Source organism: Paraburkholderia sp. RHO2 (assembly GCF_050955445.1).
Classification (GTDB): domain Bacteria; phylum Actinomycetota; class Actinomycetes; order Mycobacteriales; family Mycobacteriaceae; genus Prescottella; species Prescottella agglutinans_A.
In genome coordinates, this window is the sequence record NZ_CP162617.1 from 3,571,232 (window position 1) to 3,589,126 (window position 17,895).

General features: G+C 67.9%; 15 protein-coding genes and 1 tRNA gene. 4 read left to right on the top strand and 12 right to left on the bottom strand.

All coding sequences use genetic code 11. The features are described 5' to 3' along the window. The first annotated feature begins 347 nt into the window (after window positions 1–347). From ABTV10_RS16610 to ABTV10_RS16620, 3 genes are all read left to right on the top strand, one after another. Window positions 348–1,013 (top strand): DUF8548 family protein, encoded by a 666-nt coding sequence (locus ABTV10_RS16610; protein WP_499028604.1) that lies wholly within the window; start codon window positions 348–350, stop codon window positions 1,011–1,013. Window positions 1,014–1,090: 77 nt separating this feature from the next. Beyond that, window positions 1,091–1,175, top strand: a tRNA-Leu gene (locus ABTV10_RS16615). 81 nt (window positions 1,176–1,256) lie between these two features. Next, complete coding sequence (locus tag ABTV10_RS16620; RefSeq protein WP_499028606.1) at window positions 1,257–1,529, top strand: hypothetical protein; 273 nt, start codon at window positions 1,257–1,259, stop codon at window positions 1,527–1,529. A 366-nt stretch (window positions 1,530–1,895) separates the two neighbouring features. Here ABTV10_RS16620 and ABTV10_RS16625 read toward each other — a convergent pair whose 3' ends face one another. The 3 genes from ABTV10_RS16625 to ABTV10_RS16635 form a co-directional block, all read right to left on the bottom strand. Next, window positions 1,896–3,467, bottom strand: a complete 1,572-nt coding sequence (locus ABTV10_RS16625) for a class I adenylate-forming enzyme family protein (protein WP_499028608.1) — start codon at window positions 3,465–3,467, stop codon at window positions 1,896–1,898. Window positions 3,468–3,621: 154 nt separating this feature from the next. Next, window positions 3,622–4,557 (bottom strand): membrane protein insertase YidC, encoded by a 936-nt coding sequence (gene yidC / locus ABTV10_RS16630; protein ID WP_499028609.1) that lies wholly within the window; start codon window positions 4,555–4,557, stop codon window positions 3,622–3,624. Between the two features lie 121 nt (window positions 4,558–4,678). Next, window positions 4,679–5,002 (bottom strand): DUF6412 domain-containing protein, encoded by a 324-nt coding sequence (locus ABTV10_RS16635; protein WP_499028611.1) that lies wholly within the window; start codon window positions 5,000–5,002, stop codon window positions 4,679–4,681. Between the two features lie 201 nt (window positions 5,003–5,203). Between ABTV10_RS16635 and ABTV10_RS16640 the strand changes: the two genes are divergently transcribed. Further along, window positions 5,204–6,196, top strand: coding sequence for an ester cyclase (locus ABTV10_RS16640; protein WP_499028613.1), 993 nt, complete (start codon window positions 5,204–5,206; stop codon window positions 6,194–6,196). A 12-nt stretch (window positions 6,197–6,208) separates the two neighbouring features. Here the strand turns inward: ABTV10_RS16640 and ABTV10_RS16645 are convergent, their stop codons facing one another. The 9 genes from ABTV10_RS16645 to ABTV10_RS16685 all read right to left on the bottom strand — a co-directional run bounded on the left by ABTV10_RS16645 (window position 6,209) and on the right by ABTV10_RS16685 (window position 17,840). Next, window positions 6,209–7,303 (bottom strand): amidohydrolase family protein, encoded by a 1,095-nt coding sequence (locus ABTV10_RS16645; RefSeq protein ID WP_499028615.1) that lies wholly within the window; start codon window positions 7,301–7,303, stop codon window positions 6,209–6,211. 6 nt (window positions 7,304–7,309) lie between these two features. Beyond that, on the bottom strand, window positions 7,310–8,881 hold the full coding sequence (gene ffh, locus ABTV10_RS16650) for a signal recognition particle protein (RefSeq protein ID WP_499028617.1): 1,572 nt from the start codon (window positions 8,879–8,881) through the stop codon (window positions 7,310–7,312). A 124-nt stretch (window positions 8,882–9,005) separates the two neighbouring features. Then, on the bottom strand, window positions 9,006–11,561 hold the full coding sequence (locus ABTV10_RS16655) for a [protein-PII] uridylyltransferase (protein WP_499028620.1): 2,556 nt from the start codon (window positions 11,559–11,561) through the stop codon (window positions 9,006–9,008). Further along, the gene (locus ABTV10_RS16660; RefSeq protein ID WP_280762606.1) at window positions 11,551–11,889 is read right to left on the bottom strand and encodes a P-II family nitrogen regulator; all 339 of its coding nucleotides are present in this window, start codon (window positions 11,887–11,889) and stop codon (window positions 11,551–11,553) included. Before ABTV10_RS16660 ends, ABTV10_RS16655 begins: the two co-directional genes overlap by 11 nt. 3 nt (window positions 11,890–11,892) lie before the next feature. Continuing rightward, window positions 11,893–13,266, bottom strand: coding sequence for an ammonium transporter (locus ABTV10_RS16665; protein WP_499028622.1), 1,374 nt, complete (start codon window positions 13,264–13,266; stop codon window positions 11,893–11,895). A gap of 235 nt (window positions 13,267–13,501) precedes the next feature. Next, on the bottom strand, window positions 13,502–15,055 hold the full coding sequence (gene ftsY / locus ABTV10_RS16670; protein WP_499028624.1) for a signal recognition particle-docking protein FtsY: 1,554 nt from the start codon (window positions 15,053–15,055) through the stop codon (window positions 13,502–13,504). 248 nt (window positions 15,056–15,303) lie between these two features. After that, window positions 15,304–16,365, bottom strand: a complete 1,062-nt coding sequence (gene darG / locus ABTV10_RS16675) for a type II toxin-antitoxin system antitoxin DNA ADP-ribosyl glycohydrolase DarG (protein WP_499028627.1) — start codon at window positions 16,363–16,365, stop codon at window positions 15,304–15,306. A 12-nt stretch (window positions 16,366–16,377) separates the two neighbouring features. Then, window positions 16,378–17,136, bottom strand: coding sequence for a DUF4433 domain-containing protein (locus ABTV10_RS16680; protein ID WP_499028630.1), 759 nt, complete (start codon window positions 17,134–17,136; stop codon window positions 16,378–16,380). A gap of 167 nt (window positions 17,137–17,303) precedes the next feature. Next, window positions 17,304–17,840 (bottom strand): glutathione peroxidase, encoded by a 537-nt coding sequence (locus tag ABTV10_RS16685; RefSeq protein WP_499028632.1) that lies wholly within the window; start codon window positions 17,838–17,840, stop codon window positions 17,304–17,306. Window positions 17,841–17,895: the final 55 nt, after the last annotated feature.

Genomic DNA, 17,895 nt, shown 5'->3' on the forward strand with positions numbered 1-17,895 from the left:
ATCCACGGCACCCCTCGAACGCGCTGGGAATACAGCGGATTCGGGCTCGTCAAGGTTGGCACAAAATCATGAGGGAAGCCTCACGTTTGGTTACACCCACCTTTCCTACCAGCGAGTATCGAGTGACATTGGCCACAGGATGCCGCTCAAGTGACTCGCGAGTAGACCACGTATCCGCGGGTCACACGCCATGCGTGGACGTCCACAAACCTGAGGAAACCCTCACGTTGATTGTTATCATTTCGTGACCCACTTGACGACGGGGTCCAGACGTGCGGTCCGGTCGGAACGCGTTGTCGTAGCTGCCGGTTAGCGTGCGCCCGACAACCGCACAACTGGGGGGAACCATGAGTACACCGGAGGTCCGCACACTCGCCGCGTTCGTCGACGACGTCCTGCCACACGATCGGTCCCACTGGCCGCCGGGGTGGCCGGGTGAGGCAGAAGCAGCCCTGCTCGACGCTGTCTTCTCGGCCCGAGCCACCTACGGCACGCCGACGTCCGGCGTCCGTCGCGTGGTGGGGAATTGGCGCACGCACCGCGACACGCCATTGGACGACCTGACGACGCTGGCCACCTTCGTCGACGCGCCCGACCGGCTCGCCACGATCCTCGACAACCGTCAACGTGTGCCGGGCAACTACACCACCAAGGCCGAGGCCGCGGCCCGTGCCGCCGCGACGCTCGTCGAGGCCGGGATCGGGGGCAGCAACCGGATCGGCGACGGCCGCACCGCGTGGGACGCGATCACCGCGGTACCGGGACTCGGTGCCGCCACCTGGGAGACGTTCGTGCTGCGCCTGGGACTGGTCGGCCCCAGAGCCCTCGACGCGGTGCACGAGTTCGTCGCGGACGCCCTCGACCTGGGGGACTCGGCGACGATGGAGACGGAGGCCCTGGATCTGCTCGGCGCCGCGGCCGACACCGCCGGCGTCGATCCGGCCGCATTGCTGGGCGCGGTCTGGCGGTACCACCGCACCCGCGATCGGGCACCGAAGTCGTTGTCCGCGTAGTCGAATCACCCCACGTTCCCCGGTGGCCGATCCTGCGGATCCGGACCGGCCACCGGTGGCGTAGGCTGGCATCGCTCGCGCGAGTGGCGGAATTGGCAGACGCGCTGGATTTAGGTTCCAGTGTCTCAGGACGTGGGGGTTCAAGTCCCCCCTCGCGCACCAGTGGCAGTGCCATGAACTGCGGCGATCGAGGTCACGAACTCGGACGAGGGCGTGACCTCGATCCCGCGAGCATCTCGGGTCTTGTCCGGGCAGATGCAGGTCTCCGATACCATCGAGCCCGTGGATGACCAGCCACGTTCCGCTCGAACTGTCGTCACGGTATGGCTCTACGGCGGACCGCACCATGGCGACTCCAAGGACGTTTCGATTCCTCTGCCGCCGACAATCACGACCTCCGCGAACGAGGTCTATGCCCGGGTCGGCCCCGAGCTCGACGAATCCGGCCAACCACTGTCCGCGTGGTGCTATCGCTGGGAACCCCACGTCGCGCTCGAAGCACCGCTCGATCGCTAGAGTTCGTCGAGAGGCCGCGATGGATCAGGCTCTCTCGTTCTCGGCGGTCACGAATGCGTTCTCACACGCAGCCCCAGCTTGTTCGCCAGCGACCGGACCACTTTCGCCCGACGGCGGGCTGGGCTCGAGGAACTCGGAGGGGTGCGGTCCCGGCCGAGCGGGTCCCCTGCGTCAGACCACCATCGCACGTGAGGTCGCTTGCAGCCCGACGTTGACGAGACCCAGAACAATTCGATGGGGCTGATCTGGAGTCGGCCACGACATCGTCGGCGGCACAACATGTTTCAGCCGAATACCGATCCTCTACCTGGACGGCGTGCGGAGCCGGCCGGACGCGGAAGTTCGGGCTGGGGGGACCCTGCCCGGTCAGGTCCGCGGCGTCAGCGCGACCTTCCGGATCTTGCCGGCCGGAGTCATCGGCAGGCCGTCGACGACCTCGACCCGGTCGGGCACCTTGTACTCCGCCAGGGTGCGCCGACACCGCTCGAGCAGCCGCTCGGGGTCGAGAGCGGCACCGGGCGCGGGCACCACGAAGGCGTACCCGGTCTCACCGAAGGTCTCGTCCGGCACCCCGATCACCGCGCACAGCGCGACCGTCGGGTCCGCGGCAAGCACGTTCTCGACCTCCGCCGGGTAGACGTTGTATCCGCCGCGCACGTACATCTCCTTCCGGCGGCCGAGCAGGGTGACGTGCCCATCCTCGGACATGGACGCGACGTCGCCCGTCGCGAGCCAGCCGTCGGCGAGGAAGGTCGCGGCCGACTCGTCGGGCAGCCTCCAGTAGCCCGCGGCTACGCACCGGCCGCGGACCTGCAGCTCACCGACCTCCCGCGGGGCGAGCGGGGTGTTCCTGTCGTCGACGATGCGGCCCTCGAAGTCGCCGGTCGTGGTCCCGATGCTGCGACCGACCGTCTCCAGAGAGTCACCCAACGGCGAGATGACGCAGGCACCGGACGTCTCGGACATACCGTAGAGATTCGCGATCCGGACGCCGTCGAATCTCGCCGCGACCTGCTCGGCCAGGGCCGGTTCGAGGTTGGACCCACCGACCACGCACAGGCGCACGCTCGACATGTCCACGCCCGCGATGGCGTCCGCACCGAGCACCATCTTGTACATGGTCGGGACGCCGACGAACATCGTCACCCCGGTGCCCGCCATCACGTCCACCACCAGGTCCGGATGGAACCTCGGCAGCAGCGCGATCGCGCCCCCGGTGACGAGGGTCGACCCCAACGTGCAGGTCAATCCCCCGACGTGGTTGAACGGCATGACGCCGAGGATCACGTCCGTGGCCGACTGCTCGAACCGGTCCGCCTGCGCGGCAGCCGACGCAAGCAGGCTGGCGTGAGTGATGGTGGCCCCCTTGGGAGTCCCGGTAGTTCCGGAGGTGTAGAGGATCACCGCCGGATCGGTGGGCCGGACGGCCTCGGCGGCGCGGGCCAGCAACGCCGGTTCGGGCTCGGTGGCCGCGAGGTCCGTCCACCGCGACTGCCCCGAGGACCCGTCGCCGTCGAGGAAGACCAGATGCTCGACCGTCGGGATGTCGGGGCGAAGCCGGTCGAGAAAGGGGCCGAACTCGAATCCGTTCGACTCGGCATCGCAGATCAGGGCCCGGGCGCCCGACTGCGTGAGCATGTGGACGAACTCGCGCTCACGGTAGACGACGTTGAGGGTGACCAGCACCGCCCCGATCTTCGCGGCAGCAAGGTGCGCGACGATCCAGTCCGGCGAGTTCGTCGCGGCGATCGCGATGCGGTCGCCGTGGCCGAGACCCAGACGCAACCAGCCGGTGGCGACGCGGTCCGACCGCTCGTCGATCTCGGCATAGCTGATCGCCGCGCCACCGAAGTGGACGAACGTCGATTCGGGTGCGGCCGCGACCCGGGCGGCGAGCGTCGCGGGAATCGTCGATCCCGTGCCAATTCCTGTGTCCATCACGTATTCCGATCAGTCGTCGGGAGAGCGACGGACGACCGTCCGAGACAGGCGTCGTGACGGGGGTCACATCCGTCGAGCTTGCGTCACTGTAAGCGGACCGACCCGACTAAGCAAGCATGCGTGCTTGTTTCTCTGCGTTGCCGCGGGCGGATCAGGATCTCGGTCCGGGCATCTTCCGGTTCACCGTGGGCCGGGCACCGGGCTTGGGCGCGCGGGCTTGCCGGTGCTGCGCGAGTACGAGTTCCTTGGCGGCCACTTCGCGGTCGATGCGGGCGAACACGACGTGCTGCTGCACGTACGTCCAGACGTTGTTGCTGACCCAGTACAGCAGGATCGCGATCATCAGGAACGGTCCACCGACGAGGACTCCCAGCGGGAAGACCCACAGCATGAGCTTGTTCATCATCGCCGCCTGAGGGCCCGCTGCCGCGTCCGGACTCTGCCGCGCCACCGACGCTCGTGCGTTGAAGTGGGTGGCGACGGCGGCGACCACCATCAACGGGATCGCCACAGCCGCGATCGTGGCAACGGTCGGGACACCTCCGTGGGCCGCGAACGACGCCAGCGTGCTTTCCGGTGTGGTGATCGCTGCCGAGATCGGCGCACCGAACAATCGCGCGTTGAGGAACGACTGCACGTCGGCGGCGCTGAAGACATAGTTCGCGGTGTGCGCGTTGGCTTCAGGGGTCATTCCGAGTTGGCCCGCACCGGTTCCGGTGCGGTTGAACGACCGCAGGACGTGGTAAAGACCGATGAACACCGGCGTCTGCACCAGCATCGGCAGGCAGCCCATCAGCGGGTTGAAGCCATGTTCCTTCTGAAGCTTCTGCATCTCGAGCGCCATGCGTTGGCGGTCGCCGGCGTACTTCTTCTGCAAGGACTTGATCTGCGGTTGCAGTTCCCGCATCTGGAGGCTTGTGCGTATCTGCCGGATCGCGGGCCCGAGCAGCAGCAGGCGCAGGGTGAACACCAAGAACACCACCGCCAGCGCCCACGCGAAGCCGTTGTCCGGACCGAATATCGAGCCGAACGCCTTGTGCCAGAACCACAGGATCGCGGACACCGGGTAGTAGATGAAATCGAGCATCGAGCACCTCTTCGACGCACGACGCGACGACACGCATCGTGCGGATGGTGAATGCGCCGCGACGGTCAGTCGCTAGGGGCGCAGGTGGACAGGGGTGACGGGCGCGCCGCACAGCGGGGAGCTACGCGGCGGTCGACACCTGTCCGGGTGCGCGGGGGCGACGGGGACGGCCGGGAGTATTCGGAGCGCTCTGGCGGCGGAACGCGCCGCGCAGATGCCGTTCCTCGCGAGGTGGTCCGACTGCGGGTGCCGTCAGCAGGTGCAGCTGGGACAGCGAACCGCGCCCGCCGACAGCCAGAACCACGGCGATCGCGACCGCGGTGCCGGCGATCGCGGCCGGACCGTCACCGGCGGACGTCGTCGCGATCACCAATGTCAGCACGGCGACCCACGTGAGCTGAACAACATTCAGCTTCCCCGCGAGCATCGACCGGATCCGTGCCATGACAGGCAGCGTACAGAGAAACCGGCACCGACCGCCGACGCGGGCCGTGCAGCCCTGCAGCAGGGCACGCCGCCTGGTGTCGATGCTGCAACCATTCCTGCCACTTGCGAACGGCCGATCCGTTCGTCCGGATAGCGTTCGGGAGTGTCGCGGCCGCTACACCGCCGTGACCCCGATTCCGCGGCAGGCAGGGGGACGACGGTGTCCACACGTGTTCTCTCGGACTCGACCTACACCCATGTCGTCGACGTGGCCGCCGACAGGGTCGATATCGGCGAGTGGTTATTCTCGCTCTCCGAGGCGGAGTACCGACGGTGCTGTCCCCCGGACCACATCACGGCCGGTGTCGGCACCGGCGAGGACGGGCACCCCCTGGCGATCGGTGTGGAGACGTTCGGCGACGCCGTGCTGATCCACCGCTTCGTCGGTGAGGTCACCGAACCGCACCATTGCCGGCTGGTCTCGACGTCGGAGGCCGTCGCTGCCGAGGGCCGGACAACGGTCGAGGTGATCTGGGAACTGCGGGCCGAGCCCACCGACGACGGCCGCTGCACGGTCACCGACCGGATCGCGGTGATTCCCACCGGGGACTACTTCGCCTTCCTCGACCACCACGGCATCACCTTCGAGGACGCGGCGGCGGCGTGCCACGCCGCGTGCAGCGACCACAACCGGCGCGAGATCCCGCTGCTCGCAGCGAGCATCGCCCGCCGGGCGTCGTCATCGAACGGGCGACACTCGATAACGCCCGTTGCCGCCGTGACCATTCGACGCGAGACGTCCCCGGCGGACGGCGAGGCCGCGAAGGCTGTGGTGCGCCGGACTGCCGAGGAGGTGCAGGACGGCGGCGACTTCGCCGTGTTCGACGAGCTGTTCGCCGACGACTACGTCGATCACACACCCCAGCCCGGCATCGCACCCGACAAGGCCGGCACCAGGCTGCTGTACCAGTCGCTGCGGGCCGCGTTCCCGGACTTCCACGCCGAGATCCACTGGCAGTCGGTGGACGGCGACCTCGTGACGACCTACACGACGTACCGCGGCACGCACCGGGGCGCGTTCATGGGCGTCGCCCCCACCGGGCGCGCGGTCGAGTTCGAGACCGTCGACGCGATGCGGGTGCGCGCCGGCAGGATCGTGGAGCACTGGGGCGTGGCGAACCTGCTGTCGCTCATGCAGCAACTCGGCGACTGACGCCGCGCCCCGTCAGGCGAACGAGCCCCGGGCCGTGACGACCTGGCCGCCCACCATCACCAGCGACGGCTCCGCAAGCACTCCGGGACCGGTACGCGGATCCTGTTCGTACACAACGAGATCCGGCGAGGCACCGGCCGCGAGGCCGCCGCCACCGAGCCAGGTCTGCGCGTTCCAGCACGCGGCGCCGAGGGCCTCGGTGGGCGTCATGCCGACCTTGCCGAGCGACGCGACCTCGTCGGCGATCCGGCCGTGCCGGACGTGGCCGCCGGCGTCGGTGCCCGCGTAGATCGGGATGCCGGCGTCGCGGGCGGCGCCGATGGTGTCGTTCACCCGCGCGTACAGGTCACGCATGTGCGCCGCGTACACCGGGAACCGGGTGGCGCCGTCGGCGATCTCCGGGAAGTTGTCGATGTTGATCAGCGTCGGCACCAGTGCGGTACCGCGCTCGGCCATCATCGCGATGGTGGTGTCGGTCAGACCGGTGCCGTGTTCGATGCAGTCGATGCCGGCGGCGATGAGCCCGGGCAGCGCGTCCTCGCCGAACACGTGCGCGGTCACACGGGCGCCCTCACGGTGCGCCGCCTCGATCGCGTCGACCAGGATTCCGTCGCTCCACAGCGGCGCGAGGTCGCCGACCTCGCGGTCGATCCAGTCCCCCACCAGCTTCACCCAGCCGTCACCGGCGCGCGCCTGGCGTACCACCTCGTCGGGCAGCTGCGACTCGTCCTCGAGATCCACCGGCAGCCCGCGGATGTAGCGCTTGGGTGCGGCAATGTGCCGACCGGCGCGGATGATCCGAGGCAGGCCCGCAACGGCGTCGAGCGAGCGGGTGTCGACCGGCGACCCGGCGTCACGGACCAGCAGGACGCCGGCGTCGCGCTCGATCCGGGCCTGCGCCAGCGCCCCGTCGAGGTCCTCGGCGCCGCCGCCGTAGCGAATCCCGATGTGACAGTGCGCGTCGACGAGGCCGGGCAGGATCCAGCCCTCGGTGCACAGTGTCTGCGCACCGGGCACCGGCTCGTGGGAGATCTTCCCGTCGACGATCCACAGCTCGAACGGCTGCTCGTCGGGCAGGCCGGTGCCCCGCAGGTGGAAGGACGTCACTCCGGCCTACTTCTTGGGGAGCTTGAGCTGCGACAGGTCGATGCCCTCGAGTCCCGGAGGTAGCTGGTCGAGGCCCTTCGGCATGCTCGACAAGTCCGGGAACCCGGCGGGCATGCCACCGGGCATCCCGGGGAAGCCGCCGGGGAAACCGCCCTTGATCTTCGGCTGCGTCGGGCCCTTGCCGCCCTTCTTGCCCTTCTTGCCCTTCTTGCCGCGCAGCTGCTTGCGCGCGCCCGGCATGCCCATGCGGCCGGCCATCGCGGCCATCATCTTGCGGGCCTCGAAGAAGCGGTCGACGAGCTGGTTGACGTCGGAGACCTTGACGCCCGAGCCGTTCGCGATGCGCAGGCGGCGCGACGCGTTGATGATCTTCGGGTTCTCACGCTCCGCCGGCGTCATGCCGCGGATGATCGCCTGGATGCGGTCGAGCTGCTTCTCGTCGACGTTGGCGAGCGCGTCCTTCATCTGACCGGCGCCCGGCAGCATGCCGAGCAGGTTGCCGATCGGGCCCATCTTGCGCACGGCCATCATCTGCTCGAGGAAGTCCTCGAGGGTCAGCTCGCCCGAGCCGATCTTCGCCGCGGTGGCCTCGGCCTGCTGGGCGTCGAACACCTGCTCGGCCTGCTCGATGAGCGTGAGCACGTCGCCCATGCCGAGGATGCGGCTGGACATGCGGTCGGGGTGGAAGACGTCGAAGTCCTCGAGCTTCTCACCGGTCGACGCGAACAGGATCGGCTCACCGGTGATCTCACGGACGCTCAGCGCGGCACCACCGCGGGCGTCGCCGTCGAGCTTGGTGAGCACCACGCCGGTGAAGCCGACACCCGACTTGAACGCCTCCGCGGTGTGCACCGCGTCCTGACCGATCATGGCGTCGAGCACGAAGATCGTCTCGTCGGGCTGGACGGCGTCGCGGATGCCCGCGGCCTGAGCCATCAGCTCCTCGTCGATGCCGAGGCGGCCGGCGGTGTCGACGATGACCACGTCGTACTGCTTGTTCCGTGCCTCCTCGACGCCGGCGCGCGCGACGTCGACCGGGTCGGCGGCCGAGATGCCGAGCGGGTTCTCGCCGCCACCGATGGAGGTGCCGGGGTGCGGCGCGAACACGGCGGCGCCCGCGCGCTCACCGACGATCTGCAGCTGACTGACGGCTCCCGGACGCTGGAGGTCGCACGCGACGAGCAGCGGGGTGTGGCCCTGGTCCTTCAGCCACTTGGCCAGCTTGCCGGCCAGGGTGGTCTTACCGGAACCCTGCAGACCGGCCAGCATGATCACGGTCGGCGGCGTCTTCGCGAACTGCAGGCGCCGCGTCTCACCGCCGAGGATGCCGACGAGCTCCTCGTTGACGATCTTGACGACCTGCTGCGCCGGGTTGAGCGCAGCCGAGACCTCGGCACCCTTCGCGCGCTCCTTGATCTTCGCGATGAAGGTGCGGACGACGGGGAGCGCAACGTCCGCCTCGAGGAGGGCGAGACGGATCTCGCGGCACGTGGCGTCGATGTCGGCTCCGGAGAGTCGACCCTTGCCACGCAGATCCTTGAGGGCTCCGGTCAACCGGTCGGAAAGGGATTCGAACACCGAATGCGCTCCTGAGCTCTGTTGTCGGTCTGGCTGCGGGCCATGAATATTCTCCGACCAGGGTAACCGTTCGATCGGGAGAGACCGCGCGGCAACCCTGGCCGGAGGACTTACAGACCGGCCGTCAGGCGGTCGAGTCGACCGAAGACGCCTCCCTCTCCTTCTTCTTCGGCTCCGGCGCCGGCACGACGGCCAGGATCGCCCGTTCGAGGCGCTCCCGCTGCGCGCGGGTGTCGACGTCGGCCAGTTGGATGCAGAACGCGTCCACCACCGACGAGCCGAGCGTGCTCACCTTCGCCCAGCGCACGTCCGCGCCGTGCCGCTCGAAGACTCGTGCCAGTCGACTGAGCAGGCCCAGCCGGTCCTCGGCACGCACCTCCACGATCGCCTGGCCCGGTTCGGTGGCACAGGTGTCGGCGTCGAACCAGATCACGCGCGGCGGTGCCTGCGCGTACTGGACGGGCACGGCCGCGGCGGTGCGGTCCTCGAGCGCCTGGTTCTCGCGGGCCTCCCGTTCCTTGGTGTCGAGCTGGTCGAGCACGTCGACCTCGCCGCCGACAGCCCGGATGAGTTCCTGCCGCAGCAGACCGGCCTGGGGCGGGGCGCCGAATCGCGGGGCCACGACGAACGAGTTGATCGCCGCCTCGCCGTGGTGACCGAGCGACGCCGAGAGCACCCGCAGCGAGTTCAGCGCCAGCACCCCCGCCTCGTGCGACAGCAGGCCGGGCGTGTCGGGCGCGACGACCGTCACGACGTACGTGTGCGCGGAGCTCCCCGGGACGAGCGCGACGTGCACCCCACCCTCGTCGGCCAGTGCGACCAGCTCCGGGTCGATCGGATCGGGCACCGGCAACGGCTCCCCCGCCATCGCGAGCCGGCAACGCCGCACCAGCTCACCGATGAGCGACGACTTCCAGTCGCCCCACACGCCCGGACCCGTCGCGAGCGAATCCGCCTCGGCCAGCACGTGCAGCAGTTCGAGCAGTGCCGGGTCGCCGCCGAGCTTGTCCACCACCATCTGCACGGTCGTGGGATCGTCGAGGTCGCGGCGGGTCGCCGTCTGCTGCAGCAGCAGATGGTGGCGCACCATCCCGGTCAGCAGCGCGGTGTCGGACGGCCACAGCCCCAACCGCGCCCCGATCTGCGCGGCCAGTTCGGCCCCCACCTCGCTGTGGTCGCCGCCGCGGCCCTTGCCGATGTCGTGCAGCAGCGCACCGAGCATCAGCAGGTCGGGGCGCGCGACGCGGGTCGTCAGGGCCCCGGCCTGCGCCACCGTCTCGACGAGGTGCCGGTCGACCGTCCACGTGTGCACGGCGTCGCGCGGCGGCAGGTCGCGCACCGCCCCCCATTCGGGGATCAGCCGCCCCCACAGGCCCGTGCGATCGAGGGCCTCGATCGTCGGGACCGCCCGGTGCCCGGAGCCCAGCAGTACCAGGAAGTCGCTCAGCGCCCCCTTCGGCCACGGTTCACGCAGTTCGGGCGCGCTGTCGGACAACCGGCCCAGCGTCGACGCCGAGATCGGCAGCCCGCTCACGGCCGACGCCGCCGCGACCCGCACCACCAGTCCCGGATCCCGCTTCGGCCGGGCATCACGCGCCAGCACGAGTTCGCCCGACTGCTCGACGACCCCCTCGTCGACGGGTCGGCGCATCGGCACCCGGCGCAGCTTCGACAGGCCCCGCCGCGGCAGCGAGTTGTTCGCGGTCCGCAGTCCCACGTCAACGGAATAGCCGATCGTGCGGGCGCAGTCGCTGAGCGTGCGGGCCAGATCGAACCGATCGCCGATCCGCAACGCGGCCCCGATCTCGTCGGCGTCCTGGGCGCGCAACTGGTCTCGGGAGCGTCCGGCCACCCGGTGCAGTTCCGTGCGGACGTCGAGGAGCCGACGGTGCGCCAGCGCCAGGCCGCCACCGGGCGTGTCCGGTCCGAGGCCCGGCATCCCGTCGGTGAGTTGCGCAATGGACAGGGCGTTGAGGAGTTGGACATCGCGCAGGCCGCCGCGACCGTTCTTGATGTCCGGTTCGGCCCGGTGCGCGATCTGACCACTGCGGGCCCATCGCGCCTGTGCCTGATCGACGAGTTCGTCGAAACGCGAACGGATTCCGGTGCGCCACTGTCGGCGCACGCCACCGATCAGCAGGTGGCTGAGCTCGACGTCGCCGACGATGTGCCGCGCCTCGAGCATGCCGAGAGTGGCGGTGAGGTCGGCCGCCGCCACCTGGAGCGCCTGCGGCACGGTTCGCACACTGTGGTCGAGCTTGATGTGCGCGTCCCACAACGGGTACCACAGCTGATCGGCCACCTGGGAGACGCGAGCGGGGTCGACGTCGTCGTGCAGCAGGATGAGGTCGAGGTCCGAGTAGGGCAGCATCTCCCGTCGGCCGAGACCGCCGACCGCGACGATCGCGAAGCCGGAGTCCGGCCGGATGCCGAGTTCGTTTCCTTTTGTGGTGAGCCAGAATTCGTGCAGATCGACCAGGACGTGTCGCAGCGATGCGGCGTCGAGGCGGTGCTGCCGGGCGCTTCCCGCGAGCAGCTGTTCGCGGGCCCGTGCGAGATCACGCGCCTCGCCCGGCCGGCTCGTATCGGGTCCGTCAGACCCGGACGGCCCCGACCCGGTCGCCGTGAGGGCGACAGGATCAGGGCCGTCGAATCCGGACCCCTGAGGGTCAGATCGCATCGCCACCTCGTTCCCCGGTGCGAACCCTGACGACCGATTCGACCGGTGTGACCCAGACCTTTCCGTCACCGATCTTGCCGGTGCGGGCGGCCTCCACGATGACCTCGACGACCTTGTCGACGGTGGAGTCCTCGACGACTACCTCGACGCGCACCTTCGGCACGAAATCGACCGAGTACTCGGCACCGCGGTAGACCTCGGTGTGGCCCTTCTGTCGTCCGTACCCCTGGACCTCGCTGACCGTCATGCCGAGTACGCCGGCCTGTTCGAGTCCGGTCTTCACGTCCTCGAGAGTGAACGGCTTGACGATTGCGGTGATCAGCTTCATGTCCTATGCCTCCCTGGCAGCAACGGTGATGGGCGCCGGCGTGCGTCCCTGGACCGGGCTTCCGGCGAGCGCGACGAAGTCGTAGGCACTCTCGGCGTGTTCGCTCTCGTCCACGCCGCGAGCCTCGGCCTCGGCACGTACTCGCAGTCCGATCGTGGCCTTCACGATAAGCGCGATGACGCCTGTAGCGATGAAGGAGTAGATGAGCACGGCGCCCGCGCCGACCGCCTGACGCCACAACTGGTCGAATCCACCGCCGTAGAACAGCCCGTTCACACCGGCCGGTGCGGCATCGGTTGCGACCACTCCGACCAGCAGCGTGCCGACGAGACCACCGACCAGGTGGACGCCGACCACGTCGAGCGAGTCGTCGTACCCGAAGCGGTACTTGAGGCCGACCGCGAGGGCGCACAGCGCACCGGCGGCGACACCGACGACGATCGCGCCGATGATGTCGACCGACGAGCAGGCCGGGGTGATGGCGACCAGGCCCGCAACGATGCCGGACGCGCCGCCGAGGGTGGTGGCGTGACCGTCGCGGAGCTTCTCCACCAGCAGCCACGCGAGCATCGCGGCGCAGGTGGCGACGACGGTGGTGACGAACGCGGCGCCGGCGACCCCGTTCGCGCCGAGCGCGGAGCCCGCGTTGAAGCCGAACCAGCCGAACCACAGCAGCGCGGCGCCGAGCATCACGAACGGCAGGTTGTGCGGCCGGAACGGCGTCTTGGGCCAGCCGCGACGCTTGCCGAGCATCAGCGCCAGGACCAGACCCGCGACACCGGCGTTGATGTGCACCGCGGTTCCGCCGGCGAAGTCGATGACCTTCAGCTTGTTGGCGATCCAGCCGCCGTTCTCGGCGGTCACGCCGTCGAAGGAGAACACCCAGTGAGCGACCGGGAAGTACACGATCGTCGCCCACAGGCCGGCGAACAGCAGCCAGGCCCCGAACTTCATGCGATCGGCCACCGCGCCCGAGATGAGGGCGACGGTGATGATCGCGAACATCGCCTGGAAGGCGACGAACACGAGAGCCGGGATGGTGCCGACCAACGGGATGGACACTTCCGCGCCCGTATGCGCGTCGGCGAGGTACTGCCCGCCGAACAAGCCCTTGAGTCCGAAGAACTCGGTCGGATCCCCGACGACCCCGCCCTTGTCGTCACCGAAAGCCATGGAGTAGCCGAACAGCACCCAGAGAATGCCGACGACCCCCATCGCGCCGACGCTCATCATGATCATGTTCAGCACGCTCTTCGCGCGGACCATGCCGCCGTAGAAGAACGCGACGCCCGGCGTCATCAAGAGCACCAGCGCGGCGCTGGTGAGCATCCACGCGGTGTCCCCGGTGTCCGGGGCTCCGATGGTGGGAAAGTCCACGGTGAGCCTCCTCGTCATTCATGTCGTGACAGTCGTGCCGTACTGAAGAGAAAGAGTGCTCACATGGTGTTTCATTCGTGGTTTCGCTGAGTTTCGGATAGGTGAACGGATCGGCGGGTTGTGTTGCAGTCGGGTTTCGCGACGTCACCGAATCCGACCGAAGCGTTCGAAACCACCGAAAACGCCACTGCCCGGCCCCGAAACACGGGACCGGGCAGCGGTGTGTGAAGGAATCTCAGCCGAGCAGCGCGTCGACGAAGGCCTCCGGCTCGAAGGGGGCCAGGTCGTCGGCGCCCTCGCCGAGTCCGACGAGCTTGACCGGCACACCGAGCTCGTTCTGGACCTGGAAGACGATGCCGCCCTTCGCGGTCCCGTCGAGCTTGGTGAGCGCGACGCCGGTGATGTCGACGACCTCGGCGAACACGCGGGCCTGCATCAGGCCGTTCTGACCGACGGTGGCGTCGAGCACCAGCAGGACGTCGTCGACGGCGGCCTTCTTCTCCACCACACGCTTGACCTTGCCGAGCTCGTCCATCAGGCCGGTCTTGGTGTGCAGACGTCCGGCGGTGTCGATGACGACGACGTCGACGCCGTCCTCGATGCCCTTGGCGACCGAGTCGAACGCGATCGCGGCCGGGTCGCCGCCCTCCTTGCCGCGGACGACTCCGGCGCCCACCCGTTCGGCCCACGTCTGCAGCTGATCGGCCGCGGCGGCGCGGAACGTGTCGGCGGCGCCGAGCAGGACACGGCGGCCGTCCGCGACGAGGACGCGCGCCAGCTTGCCGGTGGTGGTGGTCTTGCCGGTGCCGTTGACGCCGACGACCAGCAGCACGGCCGGGTGGTCACCGTGCGGCAGGGCGTGGATGGAGCGATCCATCTCGGGATGCAGCTCGTCGACGAGGACTTCACGCAGCAGCGCCCGGGCCTCGGCCTCGGTGCGCACGCCGCGCGACGCCATCTCCGCGCGCAGCCGCTCGACGACCTTGGTGGTGGTCGCGGTGCCGAGGTCAGCGATCAGCAGCGTGTCCTCGACCTCTTCCCACGAATCCTCGTCGAGGTCGCCGCCGCCGAGCAGGCCCAACAGGCTCTTGCCGACCGCGTTCTGAGACCGCGACAGCCGACCGCGCAGGCGATCGAGCCGGCCCGCGGTCGGTGCGATCTCCTCGATGACCGGGGCGGGTGCCGCCTCCGGCTCGGCCGGGGCGACGGGCTCCGCGACGGGCTCTGCGACGGGTTCCGCCGGGGCGACCGGTTCCGGCTCCGCGACGGGTGCTTCGGGCTCGACGGCCGCCGGTTCCTCGACGACGGGCTCGGGCGCAACCGTGGGCTCGGCCGGGGCGACCGGTGCCTCGGGCTCCGCAACGGGGGCCTCGGTGTCGGCGACGGGCGCCTCGGGCTCCACGACCGGCTTCGGCTCCTCGACGACCGGCTCGGGCGCGACCGCGGGCTTCGGCTCGGGCGCGACCGCGGGCTTCGCCTCGGGGGCGGGCTCCGGCGCAGCCGGCGGGACCGGGGGCGCAACCGGAGGAACCGGCGGGGCCGGGGGCGTCTTGGGCGCGGCCGGGGGCACCTTGGGCGGTGCGGTGGCCGTCGGCCCCTGACTGAAGTTGAAGCCGCCACCGGCTTGGTATCCGCCCGAACGGTCCTTCGGCTTCTCCGTCAGCTCGGGCTTCTCGGGCGCCGCGGTGAGGCTGATGCGGCGGCGCCGCGCGATGGTCAGGCCGACGACGAGCGCCACGACGAGGACGGCCAGTACGGCCGCTATTGCTATCCAGGCTCCGGTAGTCACACCGCCATCCTGTCAGGCTGCCCGGGTTCGTGACGTCTCCGGGCAAGTCATTCGACGTCTGTCACCCCGACAGAGCGCAACGCGAGCGTGCAAGTTCGCTAGACCATGCTTCGTTGTCGGGGAAACTGGGCCACGTCCTTCATCGGACGCCCAGCAGAGGTCCCAGCCTATGGTGGCATGCGCAACATTCAACGCCTTGCACTGACGTCCGGGAATCTTCGCGCGCGGCTGGCTGACGCAGTTTGGAGCTAGCTCAGGTTGTCCACCTTCTGCAGATGACCTAACGCGATCGAGACATGGCGGTCAGTGAAGATCCGTCCCTTACGTTGGGTCCACGTGCGAACCGCTGCACTTGCAGCCTCCAGGGTTCGGGCGCCCTCGTGGGCGGCCACCCAGTGAGTGCTGGCGAGAAGTTCGACCCCGTAGGGTTCCTCGAAACCACCGACTACTCGCATTACCCGATCAACGAGGTCAGTTACTTTCCTAGAATCCGGTCGGTCAAGATAGTCGACAAGACGGTTTCTACCTTCGTCCGTGAGACTGATCGGCGATAGATTGAGAACTTTGTCTGTTCCATCACCAAACCCGGAGACGAACTCCCCTTCCATGTCACGAATGACGATCCGCAGTACGTCGCTGTACGGACCATAGCGGCCCGGAGCGAACCTCAGACGGAGGGATGGATCGAAGTAGTCCGCGAAATAGAGAAGTTTCTGGAGTTCTAGGTGCGACAGAGCCTTATCCGCAAGCGGCTCGATTGCACCGCGGCGCTCACAGTAGTTATCCATTAGTGCAAGAACGGTAGCCCGCCCACGTGTCATGTTTAACCGCTTGGCGGTACTACGCAAAGGTCGCGGGGCCCCCGAAGGAGAGTAAAGATGGACTTCCACTGGCAACCCCTCGAACGCGGTCCGGATCAACGGCTCCACGTGGGACCAATCGAGACCACCGTTACCCGCTCCGAGAGGAGGCACGGCGATCGACCGCAGCCCGAGTCGTTCGATGACAAGCTTCAGATCCTCAAGTCCCTCAGAGATGTATGACAGCTTCGATGCCGACCTCCAGTGCGTCTTAGTCGGGAAGTTCACGACCCACTGGGGTGTCCCCAACTCACCTGTGGGAACCGGAAGCATCGTGCCGATACGCACGTCACCTGCTTTGCACGCCTGCTCGTAAGCCTTGAATACAGCGGGATACCGGCGCTTTACCTGCAGGGCAATCCCTTTCCCCATCACCCCAACACAGTTCACTGTGTTCACGATCGCGTCGGTCTGTGCGTTGAGAAGGTCACCTGACGACTCAATGATCAACAGAAACCCTCCTCAGAAGTAGTTCGACGACAGAACCATGAAGGACGCATTCACAGCCTGCGCACTCAGTGTCCCGTGTACCTCCGACAGCCTGCTGCCGGACTTGCACACAACATAAGCGACTGCGCTCAACGGTACGCTGTCATGAACCAGCAGCTCCGCCTGCCTGCGTCTTCCGAGATCAGAATCGTCCTCATCCTTCCAAGAGCTCACGGACAACGCGCGAGTGTCTACGAAGCTACCAAGAGCACCTAGATCATTCGAAAATTCGGTCAACATGGAACGCGCGTTACCGTTGGCTGCACACCACAAGTGACCGCCTCCCGCGATCCCGCCCACGCGTACTCCAAAGAAGACCAACGATTCTTGGCCGGACCGCTCCATCATTATGCGATACAGCATTGGGCTGCGAGGAGCGAAGTAAAAGGGCACGTGCTGCCCGACTGTTGCAGGCGGATAAGGCGGGGCGAGATCAACCGTCCGCGACAGCCGACTGTGCTTGATTCCGGCGTCGGCAAGATCGACATGTTGGAGGCCAGCGTTATGGCACACGAGAGAACCTCGATCTGCTATTGACTGGATGTTCTGCACGTCAGTGAAGTGCCAAGCTATCCAGTCGGCAGGTGACGAGTCCAACGGACTAGCGCCCTCGGCGCAAAACCCCGTCGTCGGCAGGTAAATTAGGGGCAACGCCGATCTCCTTGTATCCCTGATTGAACGAGCATGAACGCCGACGCGGATTGTAATCCGCGATCGCAGGTCCACCACCACATCGCGTCAGTGGTGGACCTGCGACCGTCGTTTTTACCATGAGGAGTTGGGAACTATGTGCAAGGCAACATATGTGACCCCCTCACACGGCAGCACCTCGAATTATGCAGTCCGGTTGCGACTAGAACGTGAGATGTGTAACCGGCCGCCTGAGCCTTTCAGCTCTTTCACCGAAGCAGTTCGGCGATCTCCTCGGCGATCTGCTCGGGGGTGACGGTGGGTTCGAAGCGGCGAACGACCTCGCCGTCCCGGTCGACGAGGAACTTCGTGAAGTTCCACTTCACCTCGTCGGTGCCGATCGCCTCGGGGCGGGTCTTGCTGACGTGCTCGAAGAGGAAGCCGTGGTCGGGGCCGAAGTCGCCGGGGGCCGCGGCACGCAGGTACTGGTACAGCGGGTGTGCGCCCTCCCCGTTGACCTCGAGCTTCGCGTACACCGGGAAGGTGACGTTGTAGTTGAGGCTGCAGAACTGCTGGATCTCGGCATTGTCGCCGGGCTCCTGCTCCCCGAACTGGTTGCACGGGAACCCGACGATCTGCAGCCCACGGTCCTTGTTCGCCTGGTACAGCGCTTCCAGGCCCTCGTACTGCGGCGTGAGTCCGCACTTGCTCGCCACGTTGACGATCAGCAGCAGCTTGCCCTTGTACGCGCTCAGGTCCTCGGTGGTCCCGTCGGCGGCCTGGACGGGGAAGTTGTAGGCGTTCATCGGTTCTCCCATGTAGTTCGGGTGTGGACGTGCGGGGTGCACGCACGTGGTGACG